Source organism: Streptomyces sp. NPDC005004, from assembly GCF_053600675.1.
Window position 1 is genome coordinate 190,661 of the sequence record NZ_JBSGAH010000002.1, and the last position, 17,802, is coordinate 208,462.

General features: G+C 71.8%; 21 protein-coding genes. 14 read left to right on the plus strand and 7 right to left on the minus strand.

The window, feature by feature from the left end:
• Nucleotides 1–13 precede the first annotated feature (13 nt).
• Together ACWEEU_RS03190 and ACWEEU_RS03195 are read right to left on the minus strand one after the other, a co-directional pair.
• Nucleotides 14–802: an ABC transporter permease gene (locus ACWEEU_RS03190; RefSeq protein WP_451728321.1), complete on the minus strand. Its 789-nt coding sequence runs from the start codon at nt 800–802 to the stop codon at nt 14–16.
• A gap of 395 nt (nt 803–1,197) precedes the next feature.
• Complete coding sequence (locus ACWEEU_RS03195; protein WP_451727894.1) at nt 1,198–2,766, minus strand: XRE family transcriptional regulator; 1,569 nt, start codon at nt 2,764–2,766, stop codon at nt 1,198–1,200.
• Between the two features lie 211 nt (nt 2,767–2,977).
• Between ACWEEU_RS03195 and ACWEEU_RS03200 the strand changes: the two genes are divergently transcribed.
• Nucleotides 2,978–3,277 carry a hypothetical protein gene (locus ACWEEU_RS03200; RefSeq protein WP_385745757.1) on the plus strand — a complete coding sequence of 100 codons (300 nt, stop codon included), beginning with the start codon at nt 2,978–2,980 and terminating at the stop codon, nt 3,275–3,277.
• 99 nt (nt 3,278–3,376) lie between these two features.
• A complete protein-coding gene (locus ACWEEU_RS03205) occupies nt 3,377–4,123 on the plus strand; it encodes a hypothetical protein (protein WP_385745755.1) in 747 nt (248 codons plus the stop codon).
• Between the two features lie 78 nt (nt 4,124–4,201).
• On the opposite strand, the gene ACWEEU_RS03210 is transcribed toward ACWEEU_RS03205, so the two are convergent.
• Nucleotides 4,202–4,981 (minus strand): putative protein N(5)-glutamine methyltransferase, encoded by a 780-nt coding sequence (locus tag ACWEEU_RS03210; protein ID WP_451728324.1) that lies wholly within the window; start codon nt 4,979–4,981, stop codon nt 4,202–4,204.
• A gap of 387 nt (nt 4,982–5,368) precedes the next feature.
• Between ACWEEU_RS03210 and ACWEEU_RS03215 the strand changes: the two genes are divergently transcribed.
• Nucleotides 5,369–7,333 carry an Ig-like domain repeat protein gene (locus ACWEEU_RS03215; protein ID WP_451727898.1) on the plus strand — a complete coding sequence of 655 codons (1,965 nt, stop codon included), beginning with the start codon at nt 5,369–5,371 and terminating at the stop codon, nt 7,331–7,333.
• Between the two features lie 60 nt (nt 7,334–7,393).
• Here ACWEEU_RS03215 and ACWEEU_RS03220 read toward each other — a convergent pair whose 3' ends face one another.
• Entirely contained in the window at nt 7,394–7,933 is a 540-nt protein-coding gene (locus tag ACWEEU_RS03220) for a DUF4232 domain-containing protein (RefSeq protein WP_451727901.1), read from the minus strand.
• 245 nt (nt 7,934–8,178) lie between these two features.
• Here ACWEEU_RS03220 and ACWEEU_RS03225 point away from each other — a divergent pair, with 245 nt between their 5' ends.
• Nucleotides 8,179–9,498, plus strand: a complete 1,320-nt coding sequence (locus ACWEEU_RS03225; RefSeq protein WP_451727904.1) for a helix-turn-helix domain-containing protein — start codon at nt 8,179–8,181, stop codon at nt 9,496–9,498.
• On the opposite strand, the gene ACWEEU_RS03230 is transcribed toward ACWEEU_RS03225, so the two are convergent.
• Both ACWEEU_RS03230 and ACWEEU_RS03235 read right to left on the minus strand, forming a co-directional pair.
• A complete protein-coding gene (locus ACWEEU_RS03230) occupies nt 9,489–10,097 on the minus strand; it encodes an SUKH-4 family immunity protein (RefSeq protein ID WP_451727907.1) in 609 nt (202 codons plus the stop codon). The two genes, ACWEEU_RS03225 and ACWEEU_RS03230, sit on opposite strands and share 10 nt — an antisense overlap.
• Nucleotides 10,098–10,164: 67 nt before the next feature.
• Entirely contained in the window at nt 10,165–10,941 is a 777-nt protein-coding gene (locus tag ACWEEU_RS03235; protein ID WP_385745745.1) for a maleylpyruvate isomerase family mycothiol-dependent enzyme, read from the minus strand.
• Between the two features lie 317 nt (nt 10,942–11,258).
• Here ACWEEU_RS03235 and ACWEEU_RS03240 point away from each other — a divergent pair, with 317 nt between their 5' ends.
• Nucleotides 11,259–11,570, plus strand: a complete 312-nt coding sequence (locus ACWEEU_RS03240; RefSeq protein WP_451727910.1) for a hypothetical protein — start codon at nt 11,259–11,261, stop codon at nt 11,568–11,570.
• 371 nt (nt 11,571–11,941) lie between these two features.
• On the opposite strand, the gene ACWEEU_RS03245 is transcribed toward ACWEEU_RS03240, so the two are convergent.
• A complete protein-coding gene (locus ACWEEU_RS03245; RefSeq protein ID WP_451727913.1) occupies nt 11,942–12,700 on the minus strand; it encodes a GntR family transcriptional regulator in 759 nt (252 codons plus the stop codon).
• Nucleotides 12,701–12,890: 190 nt separating this feature from the next.
• Here ACWEEU_RS03245 and ACWEEU_RS03250 point away from each other — a divergent pair, with 190 nt between their 5' ends.
• The 9 genes from ACWEEU_RS03250 (at nt 12,891) to repSA (ending at nt 17,802) form a co-directional block, all read left to right on the plus strand.
• The gene (locus ACWEEU_RS03250; RefSeq protein WP_451727916.1) at nt 12,891–13,220 is read left to right on the plus strand and encodes an SCO3933 family regulatory protein; all 330 of its coding nucleotides are present in this window, start codon (nt 12,891–12,893) and stop codon (nt 13,218–13,220) included.
• 2 nt (nt 13,221–13,222) lie between these two features.
• Nucleotides 13,223–14,563: an FtsK/SpoIIIE domain-containing protein gene (locus ACWEEU_RS03255; RefSeq protein WP_451727919.1), complete on the plus strand. Its 1,341-nt coding sequence runs from the start codon at nt 13,223–13,225 to the stop codon at nt 14,561–14,563.
• 17 nt (nt 14,564–14,580) lie between these two features.
• Nucleotides 14,581–14,757 (plus strand): hypothetical protein, encoded by a 177-nt coding sequence (locus ACWEEU_RS03260; protein ID WP_451727922.1) that lies wholly within the window; start codon nt 14,581–14,583, stop codon nt 14,755–14,757.
• Between the two features lie 5 nt (nt 14,758–14,762).
• Complete coding sequence (locus ACWEEU_RS03265; protein WP_451727925.1) at nt 14,763–15,416, plus strand: DUF2637 domain-containing protein; 654 nt, start codon at nt 14,763–14,765, stop codon at nt 15,414–15,416.
• 19 nt (nt 15,417–15,435) lie between these two features.
• The gene (locus ACWEEU_RS03270; RefSeq protein WP_451727928.1) at nt 15,436–15,624 is read left to right on the plus strand and encodes a mobile element transfer protein; all 189 of its coding nucleotides are present in this window, start codon (nt 15,436–15,438) and stop codon (nt 15,622–15,624) included.
• 16 nt (nt 15,625–15,640) lie between these two features.
• Nucleotides 15,641–15,958, plus strand: a complete 318-nt coding sequence (locus tag ACWEEU_RS03275) for a SpdD protein (RefSeq protein WP_451727931.1) — start codon at nt 15,641–15,643, stop codon at nt 15,956–15,958.
• 94 nt (nt 15,959–16,052) lie between these two features.
• Nucleotides 16,053–16,235, plus strand: coding sequence for a hypothetical protein (locus ACWEEU_RS03280; RefSeq protein ID WP_451727934.1), 183 nt, complete (start codon nt 16,053–16,055; stop codon nt 16,233–16,235).
• Between the two features lie 5 nt (nt 16,236–16,240).
• Nucleotides 16,241–16,411, plus strand: a complete 171-nt coding sequence (locus ACWEEU_RS03285; RefSeq protein ID WP_451727937.1) for a hypothetical protein — start codon at nt 16,241–16,243, stop codon at nt 16,409–16,411.
• Nucleotides 16,408–17,802, plus strand: a complete 1,395-nt coding sequence (gene repSA / locus ACWEEU_RS03290) for a replication initiator protein RepSA (protein ID WP_451727940.1) — start codon at nt 16,408–16,410, stop codon at nt 17,800–17,802. The genes ACWEEU_RS03285 and repSA overlap by 4 nt, the downstream gene beginning before the upstream one ends.

A 17,802-nucleotide genomic window follows, 5' to 3' on the forward strand; every position in this document is an offset into this window, starting at 1 on the left:
GAGGAAGAGGGACTCAGTCCCGCCCGCGCCACGGCACGACGGCGCGTTCCAGCCGGAGCAGCAGGGTGTCGATGAGCAGCCCGGACACCCCGATGGTGATGATGCCGACGAGCACGACGGGGGTGTTGTTGTAGTTGGCGGCGTCCTTGACCATGCCGCCGATCCCGGGCAGTCCGTTGACCAGCTCGGCCGCGACGAGCGAGGAGTAGGCGACGCCGACGGCCAGCCGGACACCGGTGAAGGTCTCCGGCAGCGCGGAGGGCACGATCACGTCCTTGACCACGTCCCATCGCGAGGCGCCGAGCGCGCGGGCAGCCTCCACGAGCGCGCGCGGCACGGCCGCGACGGCCGCGGTGGTGGACACCGCGACGGGCGGGAACGCGGCCACCGCGAGCAGGGTGATCTTGGGTTCCTCGTCGATGCCCAGCCAGATGATGAGCAGCGAGAAGTACGCCAGCGGCGGCAGCGTGCGCAGGAAGGTGATCCAGGGCTCGAACAGCGCGCGCAGCGGGCCGACGGTCCCCATCAGCAGCCCGAAGACCACTCCGGCGACGATGCCGAGCCCGGCGCCCAGCGCGATGCGCCGCAGGCTGATGCCGAGGTGCTCGATCAGGGTGGTGCCGTTGTAGCCGCGCGTGCCGTCGTGCGTGGTGGAGACGTCGATGAACGCGTCCCACACCTTCGCGGGCGGTGGCACCAGCGTCTCGCTCCAGGTTCCGGCCGCCGCCACCGCCTGCCACAGGACGAGGAACAGCACCAGCGAACCGACCGGCAGCGCGAGCCGCCGCAGGCGCGGCCACACGGCACGCGCCCGCCCGCCGCCGGGAACGCCGGGTGCGCCGCCGGATGCGTCGGGTGTCTCGACGGGGACGGCGTCGGACAGGGAAGTGGACACGAGAAACCTCCACACGGCACCGGTCACCGGCGCTGGAGATCAACGGGGCAGAGCCGGACGGCTCCCGCAGGGACACGGGCCGCTCAACGGCAAGGAAAAGAAGGGAAGAGAACGCCGACTACGCGGGAATCAGCGACATCCGCGTCGGCGGAACGAGTTCAGCGACAACAAGCGGCCGGGCGTCGGCACAGGTCGATGACCAGGCGTCGCACCAACGGCTCGTGATTCATGGCGCCCATTAGTACAGCAGCCGTCCCCGCCCATCAACAGCCCGCCCACTCCGTGGACATGCCCGTCCCGCGTCAGAGCAGCGCGCTCGCCCGCAGGTGCCCCGCGATCCCCAGCCACTGGTCCGCCGCCGTACGCGCTTCCGGCAGGGTGTCGGGCCGGATGCGGACCTCGGTGAGGAGGTCGTCGCGGGCACCCATGCCGAGGGCGTAGACCAGGCTGACCAGGGTGGCGGCGGTCACCGGGTCGCGGCCGCGCAGCCAGGTGGCCTGGTGGAGGGCGACGGCCTCGCGCAGGAAGGCGTCGGTGGCGTGTCCGGCGGCGACATGACCGAGGGCGCGCACGGCGGCGTACGCGGTGCCGCGCGGGACACCGGGACGCACCGCCAGCGTCTGGAGCAGCCCCCGGTGCCGGTGGTCGCCGAGCACCCGCAGCGCTTCGAGCAACGGCACCGCCACCTCCTCGTCCCGGATCGCCGCGGGCCGTGCCAGCTCGGCCGCGCACGCGTCGGCCAGCGCCGCGCGGTAGGGGGTGGCCGCGAGGAGGAACGCGGCGTAGAGCCGTACGTCGAAGACTGCGCTGGTCAGCGCCTCTCCGACCAGCGCGGACAGTACGCCGGTGTCGTTCGTCCCGTCCGGCTCGACGGAGCGGACCCGGGCCGTCACCCGCCGCACGGCCGCCGCCAGCGCGGCCGGCACGGCGTCCGGCGGGGCAGCCCGCGCGGGGGTCCGGCCCAGCAGCGCGCGGTGGTGTTCCGGGTGCGCCGCGGCGACATGACGGCGCAGCGGCTCGACCTGGTCCCCGACCGGCCCGGAGCCCCGGAGGTCGTGCAGGGCGCGGGTCAGCAGCCGTACCTGCTCGGGGTCGAAGTGCCGGTAGCTGACCTTGCGGAAGCAGGCCATCACGGCGCCGCGATGCGCCAGCCGCCCGCTCGGGGAGACTAGTTCGTCCAGGACCCGGGCGGCGGCGTCCGGGTGCCCGCAGTTGTCCAGCGCGCAGACGATCTCCACCGCCGTCAACCGCGCACGCCCGGCCGCGAGTTCCGCGCACGCCGTGATGACCGTCCGGGCGCCGCGCGGATGGTTCAGCAGCCGGTTCAGGGACTCGAACCGCAGGAGCCACGGCAGGCCGTCCGCGATCACCATCTCCTCGACGAGCCGCTCCGCGAGCCGGTACCAGGTCCCGGACGGCATCAGCACCACGTCGGGCCGCACACAGATCCCCTCGGCCAACTGGTCCCAGTCGTCGCCGGACATCACGTCGTCGGAGACGGCCTGCTCCAGCAGGTCCTCCAGGTCGCGGGCGCCGGGTCCGGTGGGCGCGGTGTCGAGGACGGGGCCGGGGGCGAGATAGCGCCAGACGGTGCGCGCGGTGGCGGTGAGCAGGTTGCGGGGCAGCCCCAGCAACTCCTCGTACCGCCGGACGGCCGCCCACGGAACCGGAGTCACCCCCGTCTCCCACCGCGAGACGGTGCTGACGCTCACCTCGCGCGCGTACGCCCCGCCCCGGAACGCCGCCGCGAACCCCGGCAGTGACCGCAGCGCGGTGTCCTGCCCGAGCAGGCGGTTCACCCGCAACAGCCACGCGAGCCGCATCCGCCGCCCCGGCACCCCCGTCGTGCTCCCGCCCCCCAGCGTGCTCATGTCGGACAGTTTGGCAGGAGTGCGGCCACAACGGACCCAAGATGACGAACCTTTGCCGGCCGGCGCTACCCGAAGTCCCGCCCGTCTCCCGCGCGCGTTGCAGCGCCCGGCGAGCTGTGCAACGCCCCGGTGCCGGGCGCGGACCGGGCGGTACGAAGGAGGGACCCGCCGTGAGGACGACCGGGGCGGGCGGGACAAGGGGAGGAAACCGATGGAATCGGTGCTCGTACTGGCGCACTTTCTCGGCTTGGCCATCGCGATGTGGACCTTCAACGCGCGGGCCGGCGGCTCCTTCTGGCACGGGGTACCGCCCCGGCTGCTGCTGATCAGCCCGGAGTGGACGGCGGTGAGCATCGGCAAGGCGTTCCTCTGGGAGGTCACGCTGGCCGTCTGGCTGCTGAACGGCCGCCCCTCCTCGCCGTGGGGTGTCCGCGCCGAGAGCCGTTCCGGCCGCGTCACGCGGCTTACCCCGGCCGAACGCGCCGCCCGCGACCGCGCCGCCACCACCTGACCGTCCGCGCGCCGGCCCGCCCCGGCGCACGGACGCACACACGCCCGCACACACACGCCCGCACACCCAGGCACGTCCGCACACACCCAGGGGAACCTCATGGACATCCTCCGCAGACTCTTCGGCCCGGGGCAGCTCCCGCCCACCCTGGACGGCTACCAGGCACCCCCCGGCGCCCTGGCGACCGGCTGGTCCTGCGACGACCCGGAGTGCGAGGGCGCGGGCTATTTCCCGGACCCGAGGCCGTCCGTCCCGCGCCGCTGCGGCCTGTGCGGCAGCGGCACCCACCCCCGCCACGCCTGGCCCTGGCAGCACGACGAGCGCCGGGCCGAACTCGACGCCCTGCTGGAGCGGGCGGAGGAGGAGGGCGACACGTACCTCGAGCCGATGGTCCGGCTGCACCTGATGTGCTGGACGTTCGAGGACCACCTGATGCGCCGCGACCGGGCCACGGCCCTCGCCTTCCTGACCGAGGCCGACGCCCGCCTCCGCAGGGAGATGAAGGAGGACCGTCACCTCACCGAGGGCTCGTTCCGCCACCTGCTCGTCCTCGGCGCCCTGCGCAGCGGCGACCCGGACATCGCCCTGACCGCCCTGGACCCCTGGGTCACCCTGGCCCACACCCAGGCCCCGGGGTACGGCACCGACCTGGCGCAGGACAACGCCGCCCGCACGAACTACCGCAGCCTCGTCAGCTCCTGCCTCACCTGGCTCGACGACCCCCGCACCGCCACTCACCGGGCCCGCCCCACCGTCACGTCCTGGGCCTTCACGACAGCCCGCGCCCCCCACGTACGCGACTACCTGACGGCCGACCACCTCACCCGGCTGCCCCGGGTGACCTGACCCCACAGACAGGGGGAGCGGCGCGCACCCGGCGGAGCCACGGGGGAGCACCGCCGCCACGCGCCGCTCCCCCGACCGTCACACGCCGCCCCGCCGGCGGGCCACCACGACACTCGCCTCCCGCTCCTCGCACTCCACCACCCACGCGTCGAACCCCGCCCCGGCGAACGCACCGCGCGTGAGCGGAGCCTGTCGCGCGCTGGTCTCCACGAGCAGATGCGCCCCGGGCGCCAGCCACTCCGACGCCCCCCGAGCGACCCGCCGTTGTACGGACAGCCCGTCGGACCCGCCGTCCAGACTGCGCACCGGCTCGTGGTCCCGTGCCTCGGCCGGCAGCGTGGCGAGGGCGTCGCGGGGGACGTAGGGCGCGTTGGCCACCAGCAGCTCGACGCGACCGCGCAGGGCGGACGGCAGCGCGTCGTAGAGGTCGCCCTCGTGGACGGACGCCCGGTCCGCGAACAGCGCGAGATTGCGGCGCGCGTACGCCGTCTGCGCCGGGTCGATGTCGGCGGCGTGCAGCTCGGCCCGCGGCAGCCGCACGGCCAGCGCGGTGACCAGCGGCCCGGCCCCGCAGCACAGGTCCACGACCACGCCCGCGTCCCGCCCGACCCGCAGCGCCTGCTCCAGCAGGAACTCCGTCCGCCGCCGCGGCACGAACACCCCCGGCCCCACCGCGATCCGCAGCCCCCCGAACGCGGCCCACCCGACGACGTGTTCCAGCGGTTCTCCGGCACACCGCCGCTCGACCATCCCGTCACCGGGTTCGCCCGTCCGCGCGGCCGCGTCGAGGATCATCGCGGCCTCCTCCTCCGCGAACACACACCCGGCGGCACGCAGCCGCGAGGCGACGGAGGACAGCGAAGAGGCGGAACTTGCGGGAAAAGAAGAAGTATCAGCAGCCGTACGAGCGGCTTCCAGCAGCGTGTCGTCCACGACGAGCCCTCCAGCAGGGAATCCCGACCATTACCGCGTTGATGGGACTCACCTCCTCGGGCCGGCGCCGACCCCGTGCCGACGCATACGCGCGCCCACTATAACGACGCCCGCTCTCGCGAGCACCCCATGCCGGACCCCGCCGGAAGCTCCTCGGCCGAGCCCCGTATCCCCCTCCCCTCTTGTCGCAGCCATGCCATACGCTGCCCTCCACACCACCGACCACGCACCCGCATCCGGGGCGAGGGGGGACAGGTGGTGTCTCGTCTTCGTCCGGGGAGCACCGGACATTCCCGTGGGGGTTCAATCACTGTGCGCAGGCGCAGCATCTCGATCGCGACGGCGCTCGCGGTCGTTCTCGGTTCCGCGTCCCTGATGGCGGGCGCGGCCGGTACCGCGGCGGCGGACTCCGCCAAGGTCCTTCCGGTGACGTCGGTCGGCGACATGGTCGTCGACGGCGCGCACCAGCGCGTGTACGTCTCCGACCCGAGCGGCGGAAAGATCGTCGTCACCGACTACTCCGGCACCGTGAAGGCCACGCTGACCGGCCTTTCCGGCGTGACCGGCCTCGCGCTGTCCGCCGACTCCGGCCAGGTGTACGCGGCCGTCAAGAACAGCGACCGGATCATCGCGGTGGACACGGGTACGTACACCCAGACCGCGAGCTACCCGGTCGGCGACGCCCCGAGCGACCTGGAGGTCGTGGACGGGCGTATCTGGTTCAGCCAGAACACCGACTTCGGCTCGCTGGACGTCTCCGGCGCCGAACCCGTCGTCCACCTCGCCCAGCGCGGCGACGTCGGCTTCTACGGCGGCTCCACGTTCCTCGCCGCCGACCCGTCCGTCCCGGGCGTGCTGGTCGCGGGCAACGGCGGCGATCTCGCGGTGTACGACGTCACCGCCGACGGCGCCACGCTCCGGGCCAGGGGACAGATGGACTCCGGTGTGAAGCAGCTCGACCTGACGCCGGACGGCCGCCAGGTCCTCACCTCCTGGGGCTCCGGGGGCGGCTACTCCATCGGCGTCTACTCCACCACCGACCTCACCCAGCAGACCGGTTACCCCGACGACGCGTACCCGAACGCCGTGCGGGTCGCCCCCGACGGCACGGTCGCCGCGGGCAGCTTCTCCTGGTACGAGCCCGACGTCCACATCCACCGCCCCGGCGACCAGGTGCCGGTGCGGACGTACGACTTCCCCAACACCGGCAACAGCAGCGGCGCCGACACCCTCGTGGACGGCGCGCTCGCCTGGGCGCCGGACTCCAGCCGGCTCTTCGCCGTCTCCGAGAACACCTACGGCACCCTCACCCTGCGCACCCTGACCGACCCGACGAAGGAGCTGCCCACCCTCACGGTGTCGGCCCCGGCGAAGGCGGACCGCGCGACGAAGCTGACCGTCACCGGCAAGCTGACCTCGAAGGTCCGCCCGGCCGCGGGCACCGCCCTGACGGTGACCCGTACGGACGTCGAGTCGCCCAAGGGCAAGACGCTGGCCGCCGCGAAGACCAAGGCGGACGGCACCTTCTCCTTCACCGACACCCCGCCCGCGGGCGGCAAGGTCACCTACAAGGTCACCTACGCGGGCGACGCCACCCACGCCCCCGCCTCCGGCTCCGACGCGGTCGCGGTCTCCCGCAAGTCGACGTCGCTGAGCCTGAACAACAACGGCAAGCTGTACGCGTACGGCAAGGACGTCACCTTCACCGCCCACCTCGGCACGACGTACAAGAACCGCACCGTCTCCCTCTACGCCGACCCCTTCGGCTCCGACAAGTCCAAGAAGCTGCTGAAGACCGCCAAGGTCAACTCCAAGGGCGACATCTCCGCGACGGTCGACATGACCCGCGACACCACCGTCACCGCCGTCTTCTCCGGCGACGCCCGCTACGCCGACAAGACCGCCAAGTCCGTCGCGTACGCCAAGGCCAAGGTCTCCACCGCCGTCTCCCACCACTACAAGACCGGCCGGATCGGCTCCCACACCTACTACTACTTCCACAAGAACACCGACCCGGTCCTCACCACGACCATGAACTACTACAAGGGCCGCAGCCAGCGCTTCGAGCTGGAGGTCTACTACCAGGGCACCTGGTACCAGACCGACTCCGAGTACTTCGCCCTCGCCTCCGACGGCACCTCCGCCGTCCGTCTCGAGGCCCCCGGCGAATCCGGCATCCTCGCCCGCACCCGCTCGTCGTACGTCAACGGCACCTCCGGCGACAACGTCAACTCGACGACGCACGGCGCCTGGAAGTACTTCACCTTCACCAAGTGACCCCACGAAGCCCCGGGCCCACCACGCAGGCGGGCCCGGGGCTTTCGCGTTTCGCCTCGGCTACCAGGCGAGGGCGTCCGCCGCGTCGTCCTGCCAGTACGTCACGGCGGCCGCGCTGTTGAAGAAGACGCCGCCGTTCGGGAGGTTCAGGGTCTTCTCCTTGGCGGTCGAGGCCGCCTTCTTGTCGGTGAAGATCACGCCCAGGGTCTTCGCGGTGGAGCCGCCCTCGCCGTCGGGGGAGTACGTCAGGATGCCGGCGTACGCGGACTCGCCCGGCTTGAGCGTCATCACGGCCTGCGGCTTGGTCTCCTCGGCCCACGCCAGCGGGGCCTGCGCGTCGGCCCCGGCCCGCAGGAAGGGGGCGTAGTAGGCGTTGCAGGCCGCGGTGCCGGTGTTGGTGGCCTTGAGCAGCAGGTGGTTGATCGGGCGGGACACCTCGGTCACGGTCAGCTTGGTGTTCGCGCTGGTGCAGGTGACCGTCGACGCCTTGGTGGCGGCGGATGCGGTCGCCCCGGCGGCCTGGACGCCGACGAGCGCGAGGGCACCGGCGACGACCACGGAGGAGGTGACGCGGGCGGTGAAGCGGGAGGCGATACGCATGGGTCGACTGCTCTCTCTGTACAGGTGGGTCGGGCCGAACGCGCCTGGAGGCGCGGCCCCTTGAGCCGGTCCGAGCGGGGCCGTCACCGTTCCCGGCGGGGCTCCGTGCTTGGATGACCTCAGCCTGTGCCACCCGCCGTCCCGCCCGCCATTCCATCGGGAGTTTCGGGACGCTGGGATGCTCGCACCGGCTCTGACCTGGGGAAACATGACCACCCTGGGATGCCGAACGGAATGGGGGACTGGTGGGGGCCGCTGACGAGATCGCCGATTTCGCCGCGCTGTTACGCGAGTTGAAGCAGCGGTCCGGGCTGAGTTACGAAGCCCTGGCGAAACGCGCGCACATGAGCACGTCGACGCTGCACCGCTACTGCAAGGGTGACGGCGTACCGACCGACTACGCCGTCCTCTCCCGCTTCGCCCGCCTGTGCAGGGCGACCCCCGGGGAACTGGTCGAGCTGCACCGCCGCTGGGTCCTGGCGGACGCGGCCCGCGAACGCGGCCGGAAGCCGGCGGACACCCCGGACACCCCGGACACCCCGGCTTCCACAGCCTCCCCGGCTTCCATGGACACCCCGGAAGCGGCCACGCCCGACACCGCCCCGGAGCCGCGAACGGACCGACCCGCCCCGGAGCCCACACCCGTGCCCGGCCCTCCGGCGGAATCCACCCCCTCCCCCGGAAGCGCCCGCAGGCGCTGGATCCCCGTCGCCGCAGCCGTGGCCGTGGTCGTCGCCGTGTCCACCGCCCTCGCACTCGACCCGAAGGACTGGGGAACGACCCCGACGGCGAACGGCCGCCCGACCGGCACCGTGACCGCCGCCGGCAACCCCGCCCCCACGCCGCACCCCGCGGTGTCGACTTCGCCCGCCAGGCGACCGACCGGGTCCCCGTCCCCCACCGCCGCCTCCACCCCGCCCACCACCAAGCCCCCGGCACACACGACGGAGCCGCACCACGACGCGCTCCCCCTCACGGTGAGCACCCGCACCTACGGCTGGGACGACCCGCAGTGCGAGGCGAAGTACCTGATCAACCGCCCTCCGGGGCAGGTCTCGCCGCCGGTGATGGGACAGGACGTGCCGGGGTGGGTGAAGGCGAACGGCGCCGTCGCCGCCGACGAGCAGCGCGTCGCGCTGACCGTGCAGGGCACGGGTGACGAGACGGTCGTCATCGAGTCCATGCACGTCGTCGTGGTCGACTCGAGCGCCCCGCCCGCCTGGAACGCGTATCTGGGCTCGTCGGGCTGCGGTGGCGGAGTGGAGACGAGGTCCTTCGGCACGAATCTCGACGCCGCCCACCCGGTCGTCGTCCCGAAGGCCGGTCAGCGCGGCTTCCCCTACAAGGTCAGCCAGTCCGACCCCGAGGTCCTCTACATCACCGCGAGCGCCGACACCCACGACGTGCGGTGGTACGTCGACCTCCAGTGGAACAGCGGCGGCCGCCAGGGCACCCTCCGCATCAGCGACCACGGCACCCCGTTCCGCACCACCGGCAGCAACGGCCGCCCGACCTACGAGTTCCTGGTCGGCGGCACCCACTGGTACCGGGTCGGTCAGCCGTAGAGCGAACGGCCACCCGGGCTGTCGCCCGTGAAGCGCTGACCCATGGCGATCTCGTCGCCCACCACCGACCAGACGGTCTCGTCGTCCCGGAAGGGGAGCGGGTCGACGTCGCCCGTCTCCTCGCGGATGCGGTCGACGTCGCCCTCCAGGCGCTCGAAGCCCGCTTCCTCGTCGTCGCCGAAGCTGAACTCGCCGAGCAGGCGCTGGAGCCGCAGGGCGACCTCGGCGAGGGAGGAGACGTCCGTGTGGAGCTTCTGCGCGCTCTGCTCGTCGGCGTCGAGGGCGTACACCGCGCCCGACCCGGGATCGAGGGCGAGGTGCGCGTTGAGCAGCCGGCCGATGACGGGCCAGTCGCCCGCTTCCTGGGGAAGGTCCTCGAAGTCGTCGAGGTGGACGGCGTCCCGGACGAGGGGCAGCCGGCCGCCGGGCTCCTCGGGCTGACGCAGGGCGAGCGTCCCGGTGGGGACGCCGACGGTCTGCAGGAAGCGCGCGCCCTCGGTGTCCGCGACGGCGGGCGGGAAGGCGTTCGCGGGCACGGTCGCGACCCGGTCCTCCCCGAGGATGCCGGTCAACTCGCCGTGAGTGACGCCGAAAAGCACGTACGAACCACCCCAGCGCCTGGTCTCACTACCGCGCCCTCGTCCTGCTGCCGCCCGGGCACCCGTCCTACTCCTCCGGCTCCCACTCGCGGAGCAGGTCGAACAGACCCGCGTCTCCCTCGATCCGGACGGAGTCCGCCGGGATGCGGTCGTACACGAAGAGGACCAGCTCACCGGCCGTGCCGTGAACGGAGACGCCGGGCGCGGCGACAGGCGTCGTGCCGGGCCCGGGGATACGGGCGGAACGCGCGCCGTCGCCGTCGAGCGTGAGGCGCCAGGAGCGGCCCTCGGTGGCGTGGAAGTCGAAGGCGGTGGGCTTGTGCGGCCAGGCGCTCGGCGTCGCGATGCAGGTGAACAGGAACTCCTCGACACCGTCGAGTGCCACCTCGACCGGCAGCGGCTCCGGGGCACCCGCGGTGAGCTGGGCGTCGTAGGTGTGCACCGCCATCTGCTGGAGCTGGTGCCGGGCGACGGCACCGCAGTTCACCGGCGACTGGGACGCACCCCACCACGTCCAGCAGACGCGATCCGGGCCGGCCTCCCGCAGCGCGTCCAGCAGTCGCTCCGTGGATTGCGCCAGCCAGGCCACCAGCGCCTCGCGCTCCCGGGGCGCGGTCAGGGGGCCCTCCCCAGCCGACTTGGCCGGAGCGGGCCCCGCCGCGACGGTGGCGGCCCACGCGCGGCGCCCCTCGCCGATGTGCTCCGCCAGATCGAACAGCGTCCACTCGGGGCAGCTCGGCACCTGCGCGTCGAGGTCGGGCGCGGAGGCGACCGCGGCGCGGAAGGCGCTCGACCGTTCGTCGAGCAGTCGCAACAGGGCGGGAAACGCGAGTGTCGTCGTCACACGGACTCCCTACCACCGCGCGCCACCGAGGGGACAGCGATTTTTCCCGGCCGAACAGCGAAAAGACCCCGGTCGTCGACCAGGGCCTTCTTCATGGAGCGGGTGACGAGAATCGAACTCGCGCTCTCAGCTTGGGAAGCTCGGGTCGTCTACGGGCGGCTGTCGAGCTGACATGCGGTGGAGCGGCGACGGGGCCGGGTTGGCTGGCGGGGTATTTCCCCGTCATTCCCCGTGCTTCACCGCGTGATCTGGCACGGATGTGGCACGGATCCCCCGTTGTCAGTGCCGTGCCCCACACTGTGGTGAGGAGGTGCCACATGGCTGATAAGCACTACTGGACTTGGGGCGGAAAGTACTTCGGCTACCGAGTTGGTGATGATCTCTTTACTCACGGGGGCCGACACGCTGGCAGGTTCTACGGCGACGAGGTCTACGGCGTTGACGGCCAGTACCTCGGTGAGGAGAAGCGCGACCGGAGGCTGATCACTAACAAGTCCAAGCGGACGCGGAAGAAGGGGACCATCGCTCGCCGTAGGGGTGCCTCCTACGTGAAGTACGTGAACTATGTCGGCAACGTGATGTATGTGGGGCACGAGGACTTCCCCGGACCGGAGAGATTTGCGTCCTAGCTGACGACGCAAGGTCGGTGGAGCGGCTTTGGGCTGGAGCTGCTTTGGGGGGAGTGATCATGGCCCCGTAAGCTTCCGGCGCGTCGGGCAGTCTGTGGACCTGCCCGTTAAAGCACGACGTTGGGGCCATGATCTTCGAGGCTCCCCCCAAAGTGGCTGCCTAAAGCCGTGGAGCCGACCGCCCCGGCCACGACGTGTTCTGGCCTCATGCCGCCCGGCCCACCTTGTCCCAGGGCGCGCGTCGGCGCAGCGCGGGCAGAGCGGGCCGGAGGCAGGAGCGCCGCCCGCGGCGGAGCCGGGAGCGCGCCCGGCGGAGCGGAGCGGAGCCGGGGCTTGATGAGGTAGAGAAACCTGTAACAGCCCGCGTTGGCTCACGCGTCGAAGTCGTACTCCAGGATGTACGAGGCAGCGTCCAACGTCATTTCGTTGATCTCGACGGGGCGCCCTTCATCCGCGAACGCGGTACGACAGATGAGGATGACCGGAGTACCCGCGGACATGCTCAGCCGTGCGGCCTCGTCCTTCGACGGCATCCGGGAGCGGATCTCCTCGCGGAAGTGCACCGGCTTGTGCCCGAGTTCGGCAAGCCTGGCATACGTGCCACCCGGACCGGTGTCCTCCTGAGTGATCGCAGACCCGGCAACCACCGACATGGGCAGATAGCTGGTGGCCAACAGCACGGCCTTGTCGTCAAGGACGAAGCGCCGACGCCTGACGCACACCGTGTCGTCGTCGTTCAGATCCAGGACGGCGCTGATGTGGTCCGGAGCCGTCTCCTCGGACACGGTGACCTGGTCAACTTCCAGCGCGCGGTTCTCGATATCCGCAGACCAGATGGACCGACCACTGCCCCACTGCTCCTGTGACAGTCGTTGGATACCTCGACGCCGGAGCGGGCGGAAGGCTCGGACGAACACACCGGCGCCCTTGCGGGCCTCGGCCACGCCCTCGTCACGGAGCACGCTCAGCGCCTGCCGGGCGGTCATGCGGGCCACGCCGTGCGCAGCCATCAACTCGTTCTCCCCCGGAAGCCGATCACCCGGACCGTACTCGCCCGACTGGATCGCCTCCCGCAGGGTGTCCGCGATCCGCTGGTACTTCGGCCGACGGTCGTCGTCGGTGTTGGCCATTCCGGAGCCCTCCTCTCTTCTCTAGACAGCCTAGGCCATAGCTAGGCCGTCTGCTCTTTGCGTGTGACCGCGATCGAGGCCAACCAACATCTCTATACATCCCACTTGACATCTCTAGACAGGCAGCCTCAAGCTGAAGATGTCTAGAGAGGCCGCGAAGGGTGGCCTCCCAGAGCGAGGGATGTGCTGTATGCCGTCGTTCAAGATCGACCTTTCGACCGCTGTGGTGTTCGTGGCGACCGCGCCGACGCCGAAGCTGGCCAACGCCAAGACCGGTGAGCGCGCGATGGACCGGGAGACCGGGGCCCCGCTCTCGACGGTGGGTCTGCTGGTCTCCGACGAGGGAGAGGGCAACCTCTACCAGGTCACCATCCCGGAGACCGGCTACCAGGAGGGTCTGACGCCGGGTACCCCGGTGCGGGTCGTGGGGCTGAAGGCGCGGGACTGGGAGAACGAGTTCAACGGGCAGAAGCGGCACGGGATCTCGTTCCGCGCGGTCGCGATCACCCCGGCGGTCTGACCATGACCGACCTGTCCACGGTGCTGGAGACCACCGGTGTCCTCGCGGGCGCTGGCGGTCTCGGGTACGCGAAGGTGTACGCGCCCCGCGTGTACTGGTCGCTGGTCGGACTGCCGGTCACCTGGGGCCGGTTCACGATCTCCTACCGGTCCACGATGGACGTGTGCGGGCTGACGGTTCAGCCGTCCCGCCTGCGGGCGTTCCTGGCCCGGAACGTCGCCCACCGTGAGGTGCTGCCGGTCCCGCCGAAGGTGCGCCGGGTCCGGGGGACCTCGACCGGGCTGCGGGTGACCCTGCGCCTGCCCGCCGGTCTCGAACCGGCCGACCTGGTGGCCGCCTCAGAGCGGCTGCGCCACGCCTGGGGTGTGCACTCAGTGACCGTCGCGGAGACCAAGCCCGGCCACGTCGAGCTGCGGATGACCGGCTACGACGTGCTGCGCCGGGTCCGGATGCCGCGCGGGGCCCGGGCCGAGGGGTTGGCGGTTCCGGTGGCGCTGCGGGAGGACGGGACCGCGTTCGTGCGGGACTACCGCAAGGTGCCCATGGCGCTCACCCTCGGGGCGAACAACTCGGGGAAGTCGGTCTACCAGCGCAACCTCATCAGCGGTCTGGCGAAGCTGCCGGTGGCCCTGGTGGGGATCGACTGCAAGCGCGGCGTCGAGCAGTCCGCGTACGCGCCCCGCCTGTCCGCGCTGGCCACGACCCCGGACGATTCCGCCTCGCTGCTGGATGTGCTCGTGGCGGAGATGGAATCCCGGTTCGACCTGCTGAGCCTGCACGGCGTCTCCGACGTGTGGGACCTCCCGACCGCGTTACGGCCGGTGCCCGTCGTCGTCCTCGTGGACGAGGTGGCGGAGCTGTTCCTGCTCTCCTCCAAGAAGGATGAGGAGCGCCGGGAACGGATCGTCACCGCCCTGATCCGGCTCGCGCAGATGGCGCGCGCGGTTGGGATCTACCTGGAGGTGTGCGGGCAGCGCTTCGGTTCCGAACTCGGACGCGGCGCGACCATGCTCCGAGCCCAGCTCACCGGCCGTGTGGTGCACCGGGTCAACGACAAGCAGACCGCCGAAATGGGTCTCGCGGATGTCGCCCCCGATGCGGTCATAGCGGCCGGTCTGATCCCCGCGGAGCGTCCCGGCACCGCCGTAGCGGCGGACACCTCGGGCGGTTGGACGAAGATCCGCACCCCCCACACCTCGCGCGCCGAAGCAGCGGCCGTGTGCCGGGAGTTCGCCCACCTGGTCCCGGACCTTCCCGCCCTCGACCCGTACCGCCCGCACGTGCCCGCGACCGTCCCGGAGCCGGGTCCGTCGCTGGTCAAGCCGGTCCCGGTCACGGACTGAGAAGGGGGGAGCCCGTTATGGCCACGCGCAAGAAGATCCCGCCGAAGCCGATCCCCTGCCTCGACTGCGATGGCGGGGGTGAGGTCACGGAGACCGTTCGCGTCGGCGCCCGCAAGGGCCGCGCCACCGATGACCGTCAGGCCGCGCTCTGCCTGTCCTGCCTGGGCTCCGGCGAAGCGTTGGACGGGGAGTGATCGCCGTGAACCGCTCGATCCGACTCGACGCCGTGCTGATCCAAGCCGTGATCGCCGGGGCGCTGTCCTTCGCTCACCTGCATGATCTGGCCGCTGCTGCCGGGCAGTCCGGGTGGAAGGCGTGGGCCTACCCCGTCTCCGTCGACCTGCTGTTGGTGGCCGCCTGGCGTCGGCTGCGCGCGGGACGGGACCGGTCCTCGTGGACCTGGTTCGCCATCGCGCTCACCGCCTCGCTCGGCGCGAACGTCGCCACCGCGGGCCTGCTCGATCTCGACCAGGTGCCTCCCTGGCTGCGCATCCTCGTCGCCGGGTGGCCCGCGCTCGCCTTCCTCGGCGGAACCCTCCTGGTCCACGCACCCCGACCGGACGCGTCAGAGAAGGACCCCGAGCCGGAGGCGCCGGAAGTCGAGATGCACCGCACCGACACCACCCCGGCCCCGGCACCCGTGCCCGCTCATGCGGAGTTGGCTCCGGCTTCGGTCAAGCAGCCCGCTCCGGTTCCTACGGTCCCGGCGGCCCTGCTCGACCACGCGCGCTCCATCGCGGACGCCCACCGCAAGTCGACCGGCGAGCCGATCACCGCCGACGCGCTCACCGCCCGGCTCGGGCTGCCCGCCCCGACCTGCCAAGCGATCGCTGCGCAACTCCAACTCGCCTGATCCGGAAGGAGGTTGATCAATGAGTGTGTATCGCAGGTTCCGTGACGTGCGCCGCTTCGGCCCGGTCACCGTCGCCACCTACCACGACGGCCGGGGCCGCACCCGCCACACCGCCGCCTGCTCCGCGCCCGGCTGCGGCTTCTCCACCGACTACGCCGACCGCGCCGCCGCCGAACTCGCCGCCCGCGCCCACCGCTGCAACCCCTGACAGGAGGACAGATCCGATGTTCACTCCGAAATACCCGCCCACCGACACCGCCCCGGCCGTGCCCGCCCCGGCGCCCGCGACCGCCGCGGACACCCCGGCCACCATCACGTCGACCCCGGTCCCGGTGGCCCCGGCTCCGGCGTTGAACCGGCCGGTGGTTCAGCTCACCCCCGGCAGCACCCTGGCGCTCGTCGGAGGCGGCACCGCCGTGGTCCTCGTCGTCGGCGCCGTGCTGGTCTCCATGCTCCTGGCGGTCGCCATCACCGGCGTCTCCGTCGCCATCTGCGCCGTCGTCCTGCGCTCGCTCGTCAAGGACTCGCACAACCACCGCTGAACGGCTCCCGGAGCGGCCTCGGTCGCCAAACTTCGTCCGCTCCGGGCGCCTTCCCACCTTCCAGATCCAAAGGACCCGAAAGGGAAGCCCCATCATGCCCCAGCACACCCCTGCCCCGCGCCTGTGCCGTGACTGTGACGGCTTCGCCTCCGTCGCCATCACCACCGGCACCCGCCACCCCGACGGCAGCCGCGTCCTGGTCCGCGTCGACTGCCCCGCCTGCCAGGGCACCGGCCACCGCGCCCCCGCCGCCGGCCTCGTTCGCGCCGGGCGGTGACCGCCGTGGCTCTCCTCGACTGGCGCTCGCCCGAGCACTACGACCCGACCGGCGACAAGCCGTGCGTCCTCTGCGACAAGCCGACACCGCTCCGCTCCGACAAGGGCAAGCCCGTCCACAAGGTGTGCGCCGAGCAGTGGATCGACACCCACGCTGACGGGGAGGGCGGTAAGTGATCGACACCGCCTCTCCGGCGGGCCTGGACCCGGCCACCCTCGCTGACGTGCTGAGGCTGGCCGGGTCTCCCGGCTTCGACCGCATCCAAGACCAGATCCGCCGCACCGGCGGCTGCACCGATCCCATCCACCTCCAGGGCTTGACCGTCACCCGCGACGCCTCAACCGGGCACGTCCTGCACCACTACTCGACCGACACCGAGCCCGGCGGACGGCTCCGCATCGCCTGCGGCAACCGGCGCGCCTCCCGCTGCCCCTCCTGCGCCTGGACCTACGCCGGGGACACCTACCACCTGATCCGCGCCGGGCTCGTCGGAGACCCGGACAAGGGCACCCCGCACACCATCCGCGACCACCCGCGGGTGTTCGCCACCCTCACCGCCCCGTCGTTCGGCCCGGTCCACAACCGCCCCGGCAACCGGCCCTGCCGCTGCGGCACCCGGCACGCCGAGGACGCCCCGGAGCTGGGTACCCCGCTCGACCCAGAGACGTACGACTACCCGGGCGCGGTGCTGTGGAACAACCACGCCTCCGACCTGTGGCGCTACTTCACGATCTACCTCCGCCGCGAGATCGCCCGCGCCGCCGGGCTCACCCAGAAAGCCGCCAAGGAAGAGTCCCGGATCTCCTTCGGCAAGGTCGCGGAGTACCAGAAACGCGGCGCCGTGCACTTCCACGCCGTGATCCGCTTCGACGGACCGGACGGCCCTGACAGCCCGCCCCCGCCCTGGGCGACCGGTGACCTGCTCGACGCCGCGATCCGCGCCGCCGCCGCCCGCGTAGCCGTCGACGTGGACCCCGCCGGGAACCAGCCCGCCCGCACTCTCCGGTGGGGCGAGCAGATCGACGTGCGCCCCATCCGCGCCTTCGGAGACGGCTCAGAGATCACAGAACAGGCCGTGGCCTCCTACGTCGCCAAGTACGCCACCAAAGCCGCCGAAACCACCGGCACCGTGGACCGACGCATCGGCAACAAAGAAGCCCTCGCCCTGCTCGACGTGCCCGAGCACCCGGCCCGGCTCATCGCCGCCTGCCTCGACCTCCACCCGCTCTACCCCGACCGCAAGCTGCGCGACTGGGCCCACATGCTCGGCTTCCGCGGCCACTTCTCCACCAAGTCCCGCCGCTACTCCACCACCCTCGGCGCCCTCCGCCAGGTCCGCGCCGACTACCGCGCGAGCCAGCAACGCGCCGCCCTCGGCCTGCCCGACCCCGACGACGAAGAAGCCACCACCCTCACGCTCGCGCACTGGGCCTACGCCGGACACGGCCACACCCCCGGCGAATCCTGGCTCGCCGCCAACATCCGCCGCGACATCCAGCACAACCGCGAAGCCGCCCGCGAGGAACTGCACAACGCGCCCGACCTACACGCCGAGGGGGAGTGGTGA

Excerpts from the sequence above, each read along its gene's own strand:
- ACWEEU_RS03240 (WP_451727910.1), top strand. The coding sequence starts at position 11,259 with ATGGCTGATAAGCACTACTGGACTTGGGGCGGAAAGTACTTCGGCTAC.
- ACWEEU_RS03250 (WP_451727916.1), top strand. The coding sequence starts at position 12,891 with ATGCCGTCGTTCAAGATCGACCTTTCGACCGCTGTGGTGTTCGTGGCG.
- ACWEEU_RS03255 (WP_451727919.1), top strand. The coding sequence starts at position 13,223 with ATGACCGACCTGTCCACGGTGCTGGAGACCACCGGTGTCCTCGCGGGC.
- ACWEEU_RS03275 (WP_451727931.1), top strand. The coding sequence starts at position 15,641 with ATGTTCACTCCGAAATACCCGCCCACCGACACCGCCCCGGCCGTGCCC.
- ACWEEU_RS03220 (WP_451727901.1), bottom strand. The coding sequence starts at position 7,933 with ATGCGTATCGCCTCCCGCTTCACCGCCCGCGTCACCTCCTCCGTGGTC.
- ACWEEU_RS03270 (WP_451727928.1), top strand. The coding sequence starts at position 15,436 with ATGAGTGTGTATCGCAGGTTCCGTGACGTGCGCCGCTTCGGCCCGGTC.
- ACWEEU_RS03195 (WP_451727894.1), bottom strand. The coding sequence starts at position 2,766 with ATGAGCACGCTGGGGGGCGGGAGCACGACGGGGGTGCCGGGGCGGCGG.
- ACWEEU_RS03260 (WP_451727922.1), top strand. The coding sequence starts at position 14,581 with ATGGCCACGCGCAAGAAGATCCCGCCGAAGCCGATCCCCTGCCTCGAC.
- ACWEEU_RS03205 (WP_385745755.1), top strand. The coding sequence starts at position 3,377 with ATGGACATCCTCCGCAGACTCTTCGGCCCGGGGCAGCTCCCGCCCACC.
- ACWEEU_RS03200 (WP_385745757.1), top strand. The coding sequence starts at position 2,978 with ATGGAATCGGTGCTCGTACTGGCGCACTTTCTCGGCTTGGCCATCGCG.
- ACWEEU_RS03280 (WP_451727934.1), top strand. The coding sequence starts at position 16,053 with ATGCCCCAGCACACCCCTGCCCCGCGCCTGTGCCGTGACTGTGACGGC.
- ACWEEU_RS03245 (WP_451727913.1), bottom strand. The coding sequence starts at position 12,700 with ATGGCCAACACCGACGACGACCGTCGGCCGAAGTACCAGCGGATCGCG.